Origin of the sequence: Haemophilus paracuniculus, assembly GCF_002015115.1 — a bacterium.
Taxonomy (GTDB): Bacteria; Pseudomonadota; Gammaproteobacteria; order Enterobacterales; family Pasteurellaceae; genus Haemophilus_E; species Haemophilus_E paracuniculus.
The window spans coordinates 1-12,620 of sequence record NZ_MUYA01000008.1 but is presented as its reverse complement, the minus strand read 5'-3'; the positions used below and the strand labels follow the sequence as shown (position 1 = coordinate 12,620).

Annotated in this window: 15 protein-coding genes, 4 tRNA genes and 1 other RNA gene; 5 read left to right on the top strand and 15 right to left on the bottom strand. The window is 42.2% G+C overall.

The features are described from left to right. Positions 1–84: 84 nt before the first annotated feature. From B0187_RS06330 to ssrA, 14 genes are all read right to left on the bottom strand, one after another. Positions 85–1,974 carry a DNA primase family protein gene (locus tag B0187_RS06330; protein ID WP_078237021.1) on the bottom strand — a complete coding sequence of 630 codons (1,890 nt, stop codon included), beginning with the start codon at positions 1,972–1,974 and terminating at the stop codon, positions 85–87. Positions 1,975–2,263: 289 nt separating this feature from the next. Next, entirely contained in the window at positions 2,264–2,530 is a 267-nt protein-coding gene (locus B0187_RS06325; RefSeq protein ID WP_078237020.1) for a hypothetical protein, read from the bottom strand. After that, positions 2,523–3,065 carry an ash family protein gene (locus B0187_RS06320; RefSeq protein ID WP_078237019.1) on the bottom strand — a complete coding sequence of 181 codons (543 nt, stop codon included), beginning with the start codon at positions 3,063–3,065 and terminating at the stop codon, positions 2,523–2,525. The genes B0187_RS06325 and B0187_RS06320 overlap by 8 nt, the downstream gene beginning before the upstream one ends. 71 nt (positions 3,066–3,136) lie before the next feature. Then, positions 3,137–3,496, bottom strand: a complete 360-nt coding sequence (locus tag B0187_RS06315) for an Ogr/Delta-like zinc finger protein (protein WP_078237018.1) — start codon at positions 3,494–3,496, stop codon at positions 3,137–3,139. Further along, positions 3,496–3,681, bottom strand: coding sequence for a helix-turn-helix transcriptional regulator (locus B0187_RS06310; protein ID WP_078237017.1), 186 nt, complete (start codon positions 3,679–3,681; stop codon positions 3,496–3,498). The genes B0187_RS06315 and B0187_RS06310 overlap by 1 nt, the downstream gene beginning before the upstream one ends. Positions 3,682–3,821: 140 nt before the next feature. Next, positions 3,822–4,664 carry a hypothetical protein gene (locus tag B0187_RS06305; RefSeq protein WP_078237016.1) on the bottom strand — a complete coding sequence of 281 codons (843 nt, stop codon included), beginning with the start codon at positions 4,662–4,664 and terminating at the stop codon, positions 3,822–3,824. A gap of 36 nt (positions 4,665–4,700) precedes the next feature. Further along, positions 4,701–4,991, bottom strand: a complete 291-nt coding sequence (locus B0187_RS06300; protein ID WP_078237015.1) for a type II toxin-antitoxin system RelE family toxin — start codon at positions 4,989–4,991, stop codon at positions 4,701–4,703. Further along, positions 4,981–5,241, bottom strand: a complete 261-nt coding sequence (locus B0187_RS06295; RefSeq protein WP_078237014.1) for a type II toxin-antitoxin system Phd/YefM family antitoxin — start codon at positions 5,239–5,241, stop codon at positions 4,981–4,983. Before B0187_RS06295 ends, B0187_RS06300 begins: the two co-directional genes overlap by 11 nt. 108 nt (positions 5,242–5,349) lie before the next feature. Further along, a complete protein-coding gene (locus B0187_RS06290; protein ID WP_078237013.1) occupies positions 5,350–5,544 on the bottom strand; it encodes a hypothetical protein in 195 nt (64 codons plus the stop codon). A gap of 9 nt (positions 5,545–5,553) precedes the next feature. Continuing rightward, positions 5,554–6,501, bottom strand: coding sequence for a P2 family phage major capsid protein (locus B0187_RS06285; protein ID WP_078237012.1), 948 nt, complete (start codon positions 6,499–6,501; stop codon positions 5,554–5,556). 13 nt (positions 6,502–6,514) lie between these two features. Continuing rightward, the gene (locus B0187_RS06280) at positions 6,515–7,183 is read right to left on the bottom strand and encodes a hypothetical protein (protein WP_078237011.1); all 669 of its coding nucleotides are present in this window, start codon (positions 7,181–7,183) and stop codon (positions 6,515–6,517) included. 14 nt (positions 7,184–7,197) lie between these two features. Further along, positions 7,198–7,401 (bottom strand): helix-turn-helix transcriptional regulator, encoded by a 204-nt coding sequence (locus B0187_RS06275; RefSeq protein ID WP_078237010.1) that lies wholly within the window; start codon positions 7,399–7,401, stop codon positions 7,198–7,200. A gap of 625 nt (positions 7,402–8,026) precedes the next feature. After that, complete coding sequence (locus B0187_RS06270; RefSeq protein ID WP_078237009.1) at positions 8,027–9,244, bottom strand: tyrosine-type recombinase/integrase; 1,218 nt, start codon at positions 9,242–9,244, stop codon at positions 8,027–8,029. A gap of 199 nt (positions 9,245–9,443) precedes the next feature. Beyond that, positions 9,444–9,808: a transfer-messenger RNA gene (gene ssrA / locus B0187_RS06265) on the bottom strand. A gap of 67 nt (positions 9,809–9,875) precedes the next feature. Between ssrA and rpoH the strand changes: the two genes are divergently transcribed. Then, positions 9,876–10,850, top strand: a complete 975-nt coding sequence (gene rpoH, locus B0187_RS06260; RefSeq protein ID WP_078237008.1) for an RNA polymerase sigma factor RpoH — start codon at positions 9,876–9,878, stop codon at positions 10,848–10,850. A gap of 57 nt (positions 10,851–10,907) precedes the next feature. Here rpoH and coaA read toward each other — a convergent pair whose 3' ends face one another. Beyond that, the gene (coaA, locus tag B0187_RS06255) at positions 10,908–11,858 is read right to left on the bottom strand and encodes a type I pantothenate kinase (protein ID WP_078237007.1); all 951 of its coding nucleotides are present in this window, start codon (positions 11,856–11,858) and stop codon (positions 10,908–10,910) included. A 246-nt stretch (positions 11,859–12,104) separates the two neighbouring features. Here coaA and B0187_RS06250 point away from each other — a divergent pair. The 4 genes from B0187_RS06250 (at position 12,105) to B0187_RS06235 (ending at position 12,495) form a co-directional block, all read left to right on the top strand. Further along, positions 12,105–12,180: transfer RNA gene (locus B0187_RS06250), tRNA-Thr, on the top strand. Positions 12,181–12,214: 34 nt separating this feature from the next. Next, a tRNA-Tyr gene (locus B0187_RS06245) sits at positions 12,215–12,299 on the top strand. A 42-nt stretch (positions 12,300–12,341) separates the two neighbouring features. Beyond that, positions 12,342–12,416: transfer RNA gene (locus B0187_RS06240), tRNA-Gly, on the top strand. A gap of 3 nt (positions 12,417–12,419) precedes the next feature. Continuing rightward, positions 12,420–12,495, top strand: a tRNA-Thr gene (locus tag B0187_RS06235). Positions 12,496–12,620 lie beyond the last annotated feature (125 nt).

Here is a 12,620-nt window from a genome sequence, read left to right as displayed (position 1 = left end):
AAAGTGAATAAAAAAATGATTTTACCTTTTTGATAACTCTCGGCTAAAAAAATACCGTGCCAGATTGCACGGTATCAAGTCCAATCACATATTACGCCATTTTTCTATTGTGGCTGATTTATCTCTGAAAATAACGTTTGTATGTAGTTTTCGCTGTCCAAGTGTCTTAGTTGCGAACCTTATTTTATGCCCTGCTGTTTTGAATGCTTGGGTAAGTTCTTGCATCAAGTCGCTGGGCTTGAGAATGCTTTTATCGTTTCGCCCCTGCGTATTACAAAAGAGTAAATAGCACCAATAAAGGCGATCATAAATAAATTGACTTTCAAAAGGGGGTAGCCCTCGATTGCTTCCCATCACTAGCCCCTGCGTGGTAACTTGTGGTAATAACTCAAATTCTTCAATAAATTCTAAAATATGGTCGTTTTTGCGTTTAAGTTCTAACGCCTCCTTGCTGTTTTTTTGTCTGAATAAGGCTTTTTTGGCTTCATCGGCTTGCGGAAAGGTATCGTAAATTTTGCGGATTATTCCGCCTAGCTCTGACTTCATTTTTTTGACTAAATCGGGATCTCTGTCGTTTTCATCCAGTGAGCGGGTAAAAGGGAAAACAACCCTACGCCGTTCCATTCCGCCGCCGTCATTTTTATAAATTGGCAAGGTGTTGGAACAAATCGCCAAAATCGCTTTCACGGGGGCATTAAATGATGGTTTATTCTTCGGGTTAAAAGTGATTTCCTCACCGCTTGAAATTTTCTTGAAAATTGACGCGTCGCCAATATATCGGCTTTGGTCTGATGAATATAAAAACGTTTTATTCAAAATAATATCCCTCGCTTTATCTTCGTTAAGAATTTCTAGCGTAATCGCCTCGTGATTACCCTCACCGCTTAACATTTTCCCCACTTCTAAATAAACACTTTTTCCGCCCCCTGGCTCGCCGATAAGTTCAAGGGTTAATTCCCAGTCATTACGATTATTCAAAATCATATACAAGCCTGCTAATAATGATCTTTTTCTGTCTTCATCATTATTGCTAATAAAATCAAGCCATTTATCAAAATTAGGGGTGGGTGTTTGCGTTTCTAAATAATCGCAAGGGTTAAAGCCTGTTAAATAATAATCTTTACTATGTGGCAAAAACTCCAATGTATTTTTATTCAGTACGCCATTATTAAAAGCTAATAAATTAGGCTCGGTTTGAGCAAATAGGGGCAAATCTACGCTTAGACAAGCGATAATGCGATTTAAATTATCAACGCTTCGATAATCTGCTTCATATTCATTGAAAAAATCTTTAATTTTCCGCTGTAAAACATTGTCATCAATTTCTTTCCAACATTTTCCGCCGAATTGATAGATTTTTTTCTGTTGAGAATGAAAAGAAAGGGGCTGATTAAGCCATTTATAGAAATAAGCCGCTTTTCTGCTGGCAGTTTCTTTTTCTAGGGTATCTGCGTCAAGTTCAACCGTTTCAGGCGTAAACTTTTGGGGTAGCATTGCTTCATTTTTGCGTATTCTGTCAAGGTAACCGCTTAAATCTTCCAATAATTGCCCTAAATTATCCCTTAAAAATAAGTTTTTTATTTTGGTGGTTTTCGCAATTTGTAAGCAGATATTACTTAAATGTTCTTGATTTTCTCGAACATTTGCCCCTTGCACGTTATCCTTGACTTTGAAAAATTGCCCTGTATCGATCACGCTCATTATTTCGCTTTGAGGCGGTGCAAGCTCAAGCGTGAAAACGTTGTCGAGTTCCCTCGGATCTAAAATTAACGGGATTTCTTGATAACGGTTAGGGTTTCCACTGTTGATTAAATCCGCTAATAGCTTCCAGCCATCCCCCTGCCCATTTGTTCTTGCATCTCTCGGGTCTTTACGGTAAAAACTCCAAACATTTTCGCCAATCAGTAAAAAAATTTCCGTTTGTGGATCGGGTTTCTGTTTAGAAAGTTCTTTTAAACTCGGGATCTTCTTCATTTGCTCTACTCTCTATAATCTGTCTTTTTGATGAACGGGCGACAATTCCGCCCGTATTGCCTACTATGCTTTTGCTCTTCGTTTTTGGTTTGCCTTGCGTTTGTGTTGTCGCTTGGCTTTACGTTTCGCTTCCGCTCTTTCTTTGGCTCTCCTTTTCGCTCTCTCTTTCTGCTTCCACTGCTCGAAAGTATCAAATCGAACATCTTTCAAGGCTTCTGCAACCTTTTGGGGCGTGGTATTTTCGCCGCCGACAAAAATTTCAATAATCGTGCCATCGGGTAGAGTGATTTTATGCGTTAGTATTTCGTCCCCCTTGTAAAAGCGTGGTGAGTTCTTTACGAATGTTTTCTAAATGGTCGTCAAAAATTCGCTTAATGCTTGCAAGGCTTTCGATTTCGTCTTTTATCTCTTTTTGAGAATTGGCATAGCTGATCGTTGCTTCCATTAAAAACGCAAAACTACGGTCAATTTCTAGGGCAATCGCTAAATCTGCCATTTTGCGATCTAGCTGTGGATCTAAAATGCCGCATTCGGTGGTAAGTAGCTCATTACGCATAAACCACCTCACTTTTGCTTGGTAATCTCGCAATCAATACAGGTCTTTGCGTAAACTGAATGCGTGAAAGTGCCTCGGCTTGGCTGTTGGCTAAAATGGTAATGCGTAGGCGGCGTTCGCCTAAGGTGAGGAATTTGTAGATCATCGTGAATAGTCCTTTGGGTAAATTTTCAGGACTACCGCTAAACTTCTCAGGGTTTGGGCGGTAGTGCGTAACGGGCTGAGAAACTGATACCAAAGGAAAATCAGCAAAGGGCGAACCTTTCCCATTACGCACCACCATTGAAAGGCACTCCGAGCCGCTAAGGGTTTCAGGGCGTGCTTGGGGTGTGTAAAAGCTGCGAACAAAAAAAGCACGTTGGGCGTGCTGTTCGCCTTTGGTTTGTATCGAGTTCTCAGGCTCGGCAGTCTGATTTAAGACTGCGGTGCAGAATTTAGCGGAAATCGTACCGCTTGTAAACGGCTTTTTGTGTGAATTATTTTCATCTTGGTGTAAATTTAGATGAAAATGATTGAATAAAGGTGTATTATTCATCTGCTTTAAATCCTTATCTGATGATTTAAAAAGGCTTGTGGCTGCGGGGCGACAAGCCTTTTTTGTTGGGTTTAACGGTCTTGAACGCTCTTTCTGCGTGCTATGCGTTCGGCTACGCTCATTTCGGGCTTTGGCTCAAATAAATCTTGCTGTTCGCCTCTTAAAATGTTGAGCCGTTCGGCGTTGCTTTGGGCTTTGATTTTCCCTTCTTTGATTAGCTCTTTTTCGGTTTTTTCCCATTGGCTTACCTCGGGGGCTTCGACAAATACCGCTCGCTGAATGTTGGTAAGCTGTCCGACAAATTCCGCTTTGAGCTGTCCGCAATTACTGCAATTTACTTGTGCCTGCACCGTTAAAATAGATGGTCTGCTACTGGTTCTAATTACGGCTCTTCCACCGCAAAATGGGCAAAATAGGGCTAATCCTGCCATTAGTGTGTTGCTCCTTGTGGTTGTGGGTTGAGAAATTGATCTAGGGTGGATTTTTCCCATCTTGCCAGCTTGCCGATTTTAATCGGGGCGGGAAATTTCCCCGCCTTGACTTGGCGATAAATGGTGGTGCGATCCACTTTGAGCTGTTCGCAAATTTCTTTGACGGTGAAATAGGTTTGTTGCATTTCTCCCTCCTGTGTCGGTTTAAAGTGCATAAGGTTGTGGATTGTTGCGGTGGGGATTTTGGCAAAATGCAAATAAAAAATTGTAATATTCCAAAATCGTCTGGAATATTCCAAAAATGAAAGGTGATGGGGATTTGGGGCTAGTTTTCGTTAATCCATTTCTGAACCGTTTTACCGCTCGGCAGATTTAGTCCTTTTGCGTGAAAATCTCTTACAATTTCACTATGCGGATCATCAATATGCTTGCGGATATTATTAGCAACATCTTCGCCGTATTCGGCTACGATTAAATCTTTAATTAGTTGGGCTTGGGCGTTGATGGTTTTTGTTGATAGCGGTTTCGCGATTAACTCAGCAATATTATTGAATTTTTCACTTTTATGATTTAGAAAATCAATCAAATCATCGTGTAAAATAACTAACTGTTCAAAATGTAATTCTCTTTGTTCAAAAATCTCATTTAACTGTAAACCAAAAACTATTACAGAACTTTCCTGATTTTCCTCTCTTAATTCTAAGAAAAACAAATTAAGATCAGCTAAGCATAAATTTTTATTTTTATTTTCATCTAACGTATAGAACCACTCCATATTAGGAAAAATAGCAAAAAAACCCTTTGCATCTAGAGAATATGAATCATTCTCTATATAACAATGTGATCTAAATAATTCTTTTTCATTTACTCCGTCATTATTAAGAAAAAATGGAAATGTGAGTATATCAAGAGAAAAATCATCATTATTTTTTAATTCAATATTTCCTACTTTCATTAAATCGATAGAATTTTGTTCATTTTCATTTGTAGCTTTTATTTTCAAATTTTGAATTTCAATGAAAGTAGAAAGGCGTAAGCTACGATAAATCCAAAAATGAATTAAATCATCCATTTCTAACTGCTCCCCCGTGAGCTTGTAAATTTGCTTGATCGCTTGGGGCAAGGTGTACCATTTGCGGTTAGGTAGGCGGTATTTTGGGGCGGTCATTGTGCTGTTCCTTATATCGAAGAAGGGAATTGAATTTTAATGAAGGCGATTTAAAGCGTTTTGGTAAACTTCGGATCGCTCTCGCTTGCCGACGGCTAATACTAACACGGTAATTTCACCATCATTGACTTCATAAACAAGGCGATAGCCTGCCGTTTTGAGCTTGATTTTATATAAATTGGCGAGATTGCCTTTTAGTCTATCGCCTGCAATATGGGGATTAGAGAGCCGTTCGGTGAGTTTCTTTTTAAATTGGGCTTTGATAGGTTCGCCCAACTTTTCCCACTCTTTTAAGGCTTTTCGCTGAAATTTGAGCTTATAAATCATCTAGGCTTACCTCAACAAAATCCCCTTCTGCTTGGCGTGCTTGGGCGATTTTGCCTAGCTCTAAATCTTCGGCAAGCTCTTGATAATAGGCGAACATTTCAGGGGTAACACAATAAAAAGCGGGCTGATTGCGGTTTAAAATGGCAATGGCTCCGCTTTCGCTTGCCCCTATACTGACTACGCCCATTGGATCACGTTTCAAATCGGTAACACTTGCTACAGTTTCCGTTAAAATTTGATGAATTGCCATTTTTTACGCTCCTTTCATTGCAACAATCCGCTACAATGTACAACATTTAAAGCCCTTTTCAAAGTCTTTTAAAATAAAAAAAGCAAGGCGTTAAACCTTGCTTTGAGCCTATAAAAAGGCGATTGTGCCGATTTGGTCGGGCTGTGGTGGTTCGGGTGGTTTGGGTTCGCCCTGTGCTGTTAAGAGTTGATACGCCTCAATCTCTGCAATTTCGCCCTGCTCTAAGAGGGCGAAAATAAAGCCGATTTTTTCGGTAAAGGTTAAGGGCTGTATTTGCTCTAAATAAGGCGTGAGATCGCTCATTTTTCCCCTTTACTCTTCAATTAGCTCAATATTCTCAATCAAGAAACAAGCATTGAAATCTTCTACAACATAATCCGCATTGAAAGAGAAGAACGTCATTAGGGCATCACGCTCGGGGCGGTCGATCACTCTTCGGCGAATGTTATTCAGGTGGATATAAAGCGATAAATTATGCAATGGCGTGAGCAAAATCGCATTGCTTGGGAAATATGGAATGCTTACCGCTTTTACGCCGCCGATAGTCTTTTTCGTGAGGGTTAAAAGCTCGGCGAGGTCTTCAAAATCGGCTTGTTCAAACTGAATAAGGCTGTCGCCGATAATCTCACGCCCACAAATGGCGATCATATCGCCCCCGCTGGCATAACTTGGGGTGATTTGGGTTAAAGCGTGCTTCATTAAGGCGTTGAGGGATTTATAAGCCCCTGTTTTGCCTACGCTTGCCCCGTTGATGATGGCTTGCGGTTTGCCTGTGCGGATTTTTTCCAGCCAGCCTACTTTGACATCTTGGGCGAGTGGGTTTTGTTCGGGGTTTGACGTGCCATTTCGCCCTGTGCCGTTCCAGCCCACCATTAAAAGCCCTTTTAGCGTTGCTTTGTCCAGTAATTTATTTAGATATTCGCCTTGATCGTTTTCGACATTGTGCTGATCCATTTGGCTGTATGTAATAAAGCTGTCAATGTTGATCTGTTCACAATGATATTGTTGATAAGGGGCAAGGGCTTGTTTTGGCTTGCGATCCTCTCGGTCGGTGTCGGTTGTGCCTGCGATGGGGGTAAATAGCCCCATTGCTCCGCCTCGTTCGTGGGTGGTTTCGACAAGGTTTAACAGTTTGAAAAGGCGGTTTTGTTTGAGGCGTTTTAGAAATTTCTTTTGCTCTTCGGGGCTGTCGTCAAAATAGACTAAATCGCCATTTTTAGGGTCAAGTTTGAGCGAGTGGGCAAAAGTACGAATACTCATTTTCTGTTTCCTTTTAGTTAAATTGTGCCATTAGGGCTTGAAAGCCTTTCGGTTGGCGTTGTTGAAATGATTGAGCGTGCTTTTTGAATGGGCTGATTGGCTCAAATCCCACTAAAAGAGGGCTGTGTAAATTAAATTCGGGTTCAAGTGGTAAATTGGTATCCGTGCAAGCGGTAAGTTTGCTTTTGATATAGTCAAAAATCGCTTGTTCTTCGGAAATGGTTGAAAAATTGGGGTTTTGCTGGAATTTTCCGCCGTGTTTGAGATTTCGGAAAATTTCGGCAAGGGCTTGTTTGTGTTCGCTTAAAAAAGCATTTAGTTGTTCTTCGCCTGCTTGGGCGAGAATGTGCGAACGGGTGAGGCGTGCCTCTCGTTGCAATTTGAGCAAGGTCTCTTTTTGCTCTTGCAATTCGCTTTCTTGCTCTTCGATAAGGGCTTGGTAGTATTCGATGCGAGCGGTGATTTCGTTGTTGCCGTTTTTGAGCTGAACATATTCATCAGCCGAAAGGCGTTGCGATTGGTCAATTTTCGCTTGTGCCTTTTTGTTCAGTTCGGCAAGCTCATTATTTAAAGCAGTGAGAACATTTTTATTTTTCTCTAATTCGCTTTGGTTGGCTTTGACGATTTTTTCTTGCTCAAAAAAAGCATTTTTTTCTTTTTCAAAAAGATTTAACTTTGACATAAATTAAATAATTCCTATTGGTTGCGTTGTTTAATTTTCTCGGCGATCCATTGGTTGATTTCGCTTTCCAGCCATACCACAACATTCCCCCCGATATTGATATTTTGAGGAAAATCCCCCTCTTTCATTCGTCTGTAAATGGTGCGTTGGCTTAGTCCTGTTCGCTTAATAACGGTGTCAATCCTTACTAAATTTTCTTGCTGTGCTTGGTTCTCCATATTTACCCCTAAAATTTGGCTAGACTTGGCAAGTCTTGCGTTCGTGGGGAATGATATTGAAAGGGCTTGAAATTGGCTATTTGTTCAGATTGTTAGAACGTTTTTCACAAAAGGGTGGCAAGGCGTGGCAATAAAAAAGCGGTAAGATTTTGCCGATTTTTTGCATTTGAGCAGAAAAGGGGATTTTAGCGTTTTTCAGCGTGCATAAAATTGCGTTAATCTGCGTTATTTTGCGTAAACAAAAACGGCTATATCACGCCAAACAAGCCCATATAAGGCAAGGTTTCAAGCTACTTTTGCATTTGCGTAAAAATCACTATATTAAGTGGGTGGGCGTGGCGAGGATACGAGCGGACGGGCAGGGGGCTGGGCGGAAGAAAAAATTTTCTCCCATCATTTATAGATTTTTTTGAACCGAATGATTTATTTATATTTCACAAAATAAAATCATAAATAAATTAAACAAAAATCAAATTATATTATTTAAACAAACTATTTCATTTGATATAATTAACCTGTGATTATGTAGTAGCAATGTTCTTTTGCTTTGTTGTTTGAAAATATATTTTATTTTCACGCAATAAAAAAGGCGGAATATATCCGCCCTGTTCTGTGTGGTTTTAAATTAGCGTTTCTTGCATTGCTCTACATAATCGCCCCATTTCTGCATAACCTCTTTACGCAAAGCTAAATAACTTGAATGGTTATAGGATTGACTAACATCATTCCCCACGACGTGAGCTAAACAGCTTTCAGCCACTTGAAAATCTACGCCAACATCGGCTAAATAGGTTCTCGCCATCGCCCTCAAACCGTGAGCGGTCAAAATGCCCTTATAGCCTAAATGCTTGATCGTATGGTTTACCGTTTGGCTACTCATTACGCCGCTTTGGCTTCTCGTGCTGGCAAAAATATGTTTCTTATTGCCGTTATGCTTCTTCATTTCCTCTAAAACAGCTAAGGCTTGGCGAGAAAGGGGAACAGTATGCGAACGGGCTTTTTTCTGCGTGCCTTTCATTCTCTCGGCTGGAATGGTCAAAATCTGCTTCTCAAAGTCCACATCAGCCCATTCAACCGCCACCGCCTCAAAAGGGCGTAACATCGTCAAAATCTGCCATTCAATCAGCAAACGAACCGTAACCGCTGAATTAGACAAATTTAACCGCTGGAAAAGCTGGGGTAATTCTTCGGCGTTTATCGTTGGGTTGTGCTGGGCTTTTACTTTTTTAAACCGTGTCTTTCTAATCCCTGCCAAAGGGTTAAACTCAATCAAGCCATCAGCCACGGCATACTGCAAAATATCAATAAACCGCCCGATCACCTTGGTCGCCGTGTTCGGCTTGGTAACATATAACGGCTCAAAATGGCGGGCTACTTCGTCCATTTTTACCGCTGATAACGGATAATCGCCAAAGTGAGGGAATAAATACAGTTCCAACCGCCCCCACTCTCGATCCATTGTGATTGGCTTATTGTCTTGATTGATAAGTTTCAGCTTTCGCCACTCTTCCGCATATTCTCGAACTGTGATCGCCCTGCGGGCTTGCTCTTTGGCTAATTGCTCTAAATAGGTAAAAGGTTCTAAACCGTCCAAAAGCAAGCGGTGGTATTCGTTGATTTTTTCCCGTGCCTCATTCAAAGATAGCACGCCATAATCACCGATTTTACGCTTGATCCGTTTCTTGGTTGTTGGGTGGGAATAAATGAAGTAAAAAACTTTCCGATCGCCGTTGAAAAGGAACAGATACAGCCCTTTGCCATCTGCGTGTTCGTTTTTTCCGTCAAGGGAAAATTTAAGGGATTTAATTTTAGTCTCGTTGAGGGGTCTTACAAATCTAGCCATCGCTACAAATCCTTGTCGTATAAGGGTTTAACAGGGTTATGTAACTTTGATTTGTAACTTTTTTCTTAAAGTAACATCAAAGTAACATCAGATTTGCAACAATCCGCAACTTTATGCACTTTAAGCAACATACCGCAACAGCAAAAAACTAATAAAATCAATGATTTGCAACATTGTGCAACTTCTTGCTATTAAGCAGTGGTGGAGCTGGGGGGATTTGAACCCCCGTCCGAAATTACTCTACCGTCAGCACTACACGTTTAGTCTCGTCTTTAATTTCGTAAGCTAACTGCGGACAGACACGCCATTAGCAAACTAGCTATATTCAATTTAGTGCTTCGATCCTATAGCTGCGGCTTCCACACGATCTCGTTTGGGGTGACTTATCGTGATCCTCGTCTTACGAGCGAAAGCTGAGGCGATAAGGCTCTACGCAGGTTATTAAGCTGCTAGTGCGTATTGTTCGTCGTTTGCGACTATTTTTTGCGGTTTATTTACGAGGCCTACCGCACCTCGACGTGCACCTTGGGCTTCGCTAATCCCGTCGAATCCAGAATCAGCCCCAAAAAGTTTGGCAATTCTAACAGAAAGCGGTAAGATCTGTCCACTTTTTTGCAAAGACGGATAACCAATGAAAGAGATTGAAAACCCTGAGTGGATTGAGGACGCAGAGCTGATCGAGGAAGAAGAATTTGTCGAACCCGAGGAAATTGATGAGTTAGAACATTCTTCTAGTACCGCCCTTGCCGAACTTCCCAAAGCCAGTGCAAGCGGTGCGATGTTGGTGCCGCAGGGTAATCTCGACAGCTATATCCGTGCTGCCAATCAATATCCGATTTTGACCGCCGAGCAGGAAAAAGAACTCGCCGAGCGTTTTTATTATGATGAAGATGTCGAGGCGGCAAAACAGTTGATTATGTCCCATTTGCGGTTTGTGATTCATATCGCCCGCGGCTATATGGGCTACGGCTTGCCGCTGGCGGATTTGATTCAAGAGGGCAATATCGGCTTGATGAAAGCGGTAAAACGGTTCGATCCGAACGTTGGCGTGCGGTTGGTTTCCTTTGCGGTGCATTGGGTCAAGGCGGAAATTCACGAATATGTGCTGAAAAATTGGCGAATTGTGAAAGTTGCCACCACCAAGGCCCAACGCAAATTATTCTTCAATCTGCGTAAAAATAAACAGCGGTTGGCGTGGTTCAGCGAAGACGAAATCAAAAAAGTCGCCGATGATTTGGGCGTTTCCCCCGAAGAAGTGAAAGAAATGGAATCCCGAATGACGGGGCAAGATCTCGGTTTCGACCTGCCCGTGGGGGAAGATAGCGATGAAGCCTATGTGCCGTCAATGTACATTGAGGACGAAGGCTCAAACTTCGCCGATGATCTTGCCGATGAACAGCACAACGGACAAGCCACCGCCCAGCTCGCCTATGCGTTGGCGACCCTTGACGAGCGTAGCCAAGACATCATCAAAACCCGTTGGCTAGACGAAGAAAAAGCCACCCTGCACGACCTCGCCGCCAAATACAACATTTCCGCCGAGCGTGTCCGCCAGCTTGAAACGGCGGCGTTGAAGAAAATTAAAGAGGCGATTAGCCTTGATTGATTTTATTTCAAGCGGTAGGATTTTGCGAAATTTCACAAAATCCTACCGCTTGCAAGGCTATTTCCGCAATCGCACTCGCTGAATCGCGTGATCTTCGCCCTTTTCCAAAATCAAATTGGCTCGTTCACGGCTGGGCAGAATGTTCTGTTTGAGGTTTAAGCCGTTGATTTCGTCCCAAATGGTGGAAGCAGTGGTGATTGCTTCGCTTTCCGACAGTTTGGAATAGTGGTGGAAGTAGGAATTTGGGTCGGAAAAGGCACTACGGCGGAATTTCAAAAAGCGTTGGATATACCATTTTTTGAGCAGAGCTTCGTCCGCGTCCACATAAATTGAGAAATCGACAAAATCCGACACAAACACATTGTGTGGGCTGGACGGGTAGTTCATTCCGCTTTGTAACACGTTTAGCCCTTCCAAAATCACGATGTCGGGCTGATCGACCACGTTAAATTGATCGGGAATGATGTCGTAGGTCAAATGGGAATAGATCGGGGCTTGCACCTTGCGTTTGCCCGATTTGATGTCCGACACGAATTGCACGAGGCGATGAATGTCGTAGGATTCGGGAAATCCTTTCTTTTTCAATAAGTTACGTTCGGTTAAGGTGGCAAGCGGATAGAGAAAGCCGTCTGTGGTAATCAAATCGACTTTGCGTTCTTCGGGATAGTTGGACAGCAGGGCTTGCAGAATCCGTGCCGAGGTGCTTTTGCCGACTGAAACACTGCCCGCAATGCTGATGATATAAGGCACTTTTGGGGCTTTGACATCTAAAAAACGGTGTAGCACGGTCTGGCGTTTGAGATTTTCTTCTATATAGTAGTTGATCAGGCGTGCAAGGGGTAAGTAAATGGTGCGAACTTCCTCTAAGGATAGATCTTCGTTAAAGCCGAGTAGCGGTTTGAGATCTTGCTCGGTCAATTTTAACGGCACGGATTTGCGTAAATCCGCCCATTGGGTGCGATCAAAGGTTAAAAAAGGGCTGATTTTGTGTGTTGATTGCTGGCGCATAGCCAAAATTTCCTATTTTGTTCAGCGAAAAGGGCGGTTTCAGCCCGAAATCATAGGCGAAAATATACAATAGAAATGGCAAAAAAGGGGATTTTATCGTAGAAAAGCGTGAAAAAGATCTAAAAAATCGCCGTTTTGAATGTTTTACAAGCGAAAGAACGATTTTTTTAAATTTTTTGAAAAAAAGTGCTTGCACGGTTTTCAGAAATTCCTATAATACGCACCACTTGCTTACGACAACGCAACGCCGACTTAGCTCAGTAGGTAGAGCAACTGACTTGTAATCAGTAGGTCACCAGTTCGATTCCGGTAGTCGGCACCATCTCGCGAAGTTTAGTCAAGTATTCAATTAACGTGGAGGGATTCCCGAGCGGCCAAAGGGGGCAGACTGTAAATCTGTTGGCTCAGCCTTCGAAGGTTCGAATCCTTCTCCCTCCACCATTTCTTAATTGAATCGCGTATGGGACAGACGAATTTAGAACAGCGGGCATCGTATAATGGCTATTACCTTAGCCTTCCAAGCTAATGATGCGGGTTCGATTCCCGCTGCCCGCTCCAAGCGCTGATATAGCTCAGTTGGTAGAGCGCACCCTTGGTAAGGGTGAGGTCGGCGGTTCAAATCCGCCTATCAGCACCACCTTTCTCTATCTTCCAATCTTTTCCATATTTTATTAGTTAATTCCTACATTTGGTTAATGTGGTAACGAACCATCGTAACCGTGTTTGTTTAGAGGGACTTTTTAAAATGTCTAAAGAAAAATT

What these genes read in the sequence shown, in the direction of transcription:
- B0187_RS06280 (WP_078237011.1), bottom strand. Translation starts at nt 7,183, where the DNA reads ATGTCAAAGTTAAATCTTTTTGAAAAAGAAAAAAATGCTTTTTTTGAG.
- B0187_RS06310 (WP_078237017.1), bottom strand. Translation starts at nt 3,681, where the DNA reads ATGCAACAAACCTATTTCACCGTCAAAGAAATTTGCGAACAGCTCAAA.
- coaA (WP_078237007.1), bottom strand. Translation starts at nt 11,858, where the DNA reads ATGCGCCAGCAATCAACACACAAAATCAGCCCTTTTTTAACCTTTGAT.
- B0187_RS06305 (WP_078237016.1), bottom strand. Translation starts at nt 4,664, where the DNA reads ATGACCGCCCCAAAATACCGCCTACCTAACCGCAAATGGTACACCTTG.
- B0187_RS06290 (WP_078237013.1), bottom strand. Translation starts at nt 5,544, where the DNA reads ATGAGCGATCTCACGCCTTATTTAGAGCAAATACAGCCCTTAACCTTT.
- B0187_RS06285 (WP_078237012.1), bottom strand. Translation starts at nt 6,501, where the DNA reads ATGAGTATTCGTACTTTTGCCCACTCGCTCAAACTTGACCCTAAAAAT.
- B0187_RS06270 (WP_078237009.1), bottom strand. Translation starts at nt 9,244, where the DNA reads ATGGCTAGATTTGTAAGACCCCTCAACGAGACTAAAATTAAATCCCTT.
- B0187_RS06295 (WP_078237014.1), bottom strand. Translation starts at nt 5,241, where the DNA reads ATGGCAATTCATCAAATTTTAACGGAAACTGTAGCAAGTGTTACCGAT.
- rpoH (WP_078237008.1), top strand. Translation starts at nt 9,876, where the DNA reads ATGAAAGAGATTGAAAACCCTGAGTGGATTGAGGACGCAGAGCTGATC.
- B0187_RS06325 (WP_078237020.1), bottom strand. Translation starts at nt 2,530, where the DNA reads ATGCGTAATGAGCTACTTACCACCGAATGCGGCATTTTAGATCCACAG.
- B0187_RS06300 (WP_078237015.1), bottom strand. Translation starts at nt 4,991, where the DNA reads ATGATTTATAAGCTCAAATTTCAGCGAAAAGCCTTAAAAGAGTGGGAA.
- B0187_RS06330 (WP_078237021.1), bottom strand. Translation starts at nt 1,974, where the DNA reads ATGAAGAAGATCCCGAGTTTAAAAGAACTTTCTAAACAGAAACCCGAT.
- B0187_RS06315 (WP_078237018.1), bottom strand. Translation starts at nt 3,496, where the DNA reads ATGGCAGGATTAGCCCTATTTTGCCCATTTTGCGGTGGAAGAGCCGTA.
- B0187_RS06320 (WP_078237019.1), bottom strand. Translation starts at nt 3,065, where the DNA reads ATGAATAATACACCTTTATTCAATCATTTTCATCTAAATTTACACCAA.
- B0187_RS06275 (WP_078237010.1), bottom strand. Translation starts at nt 7,401, where the DNA reads ATGGAGAACCAAGCACAGCAAGAAAATTTAGTAAGGATTGACACCGTT.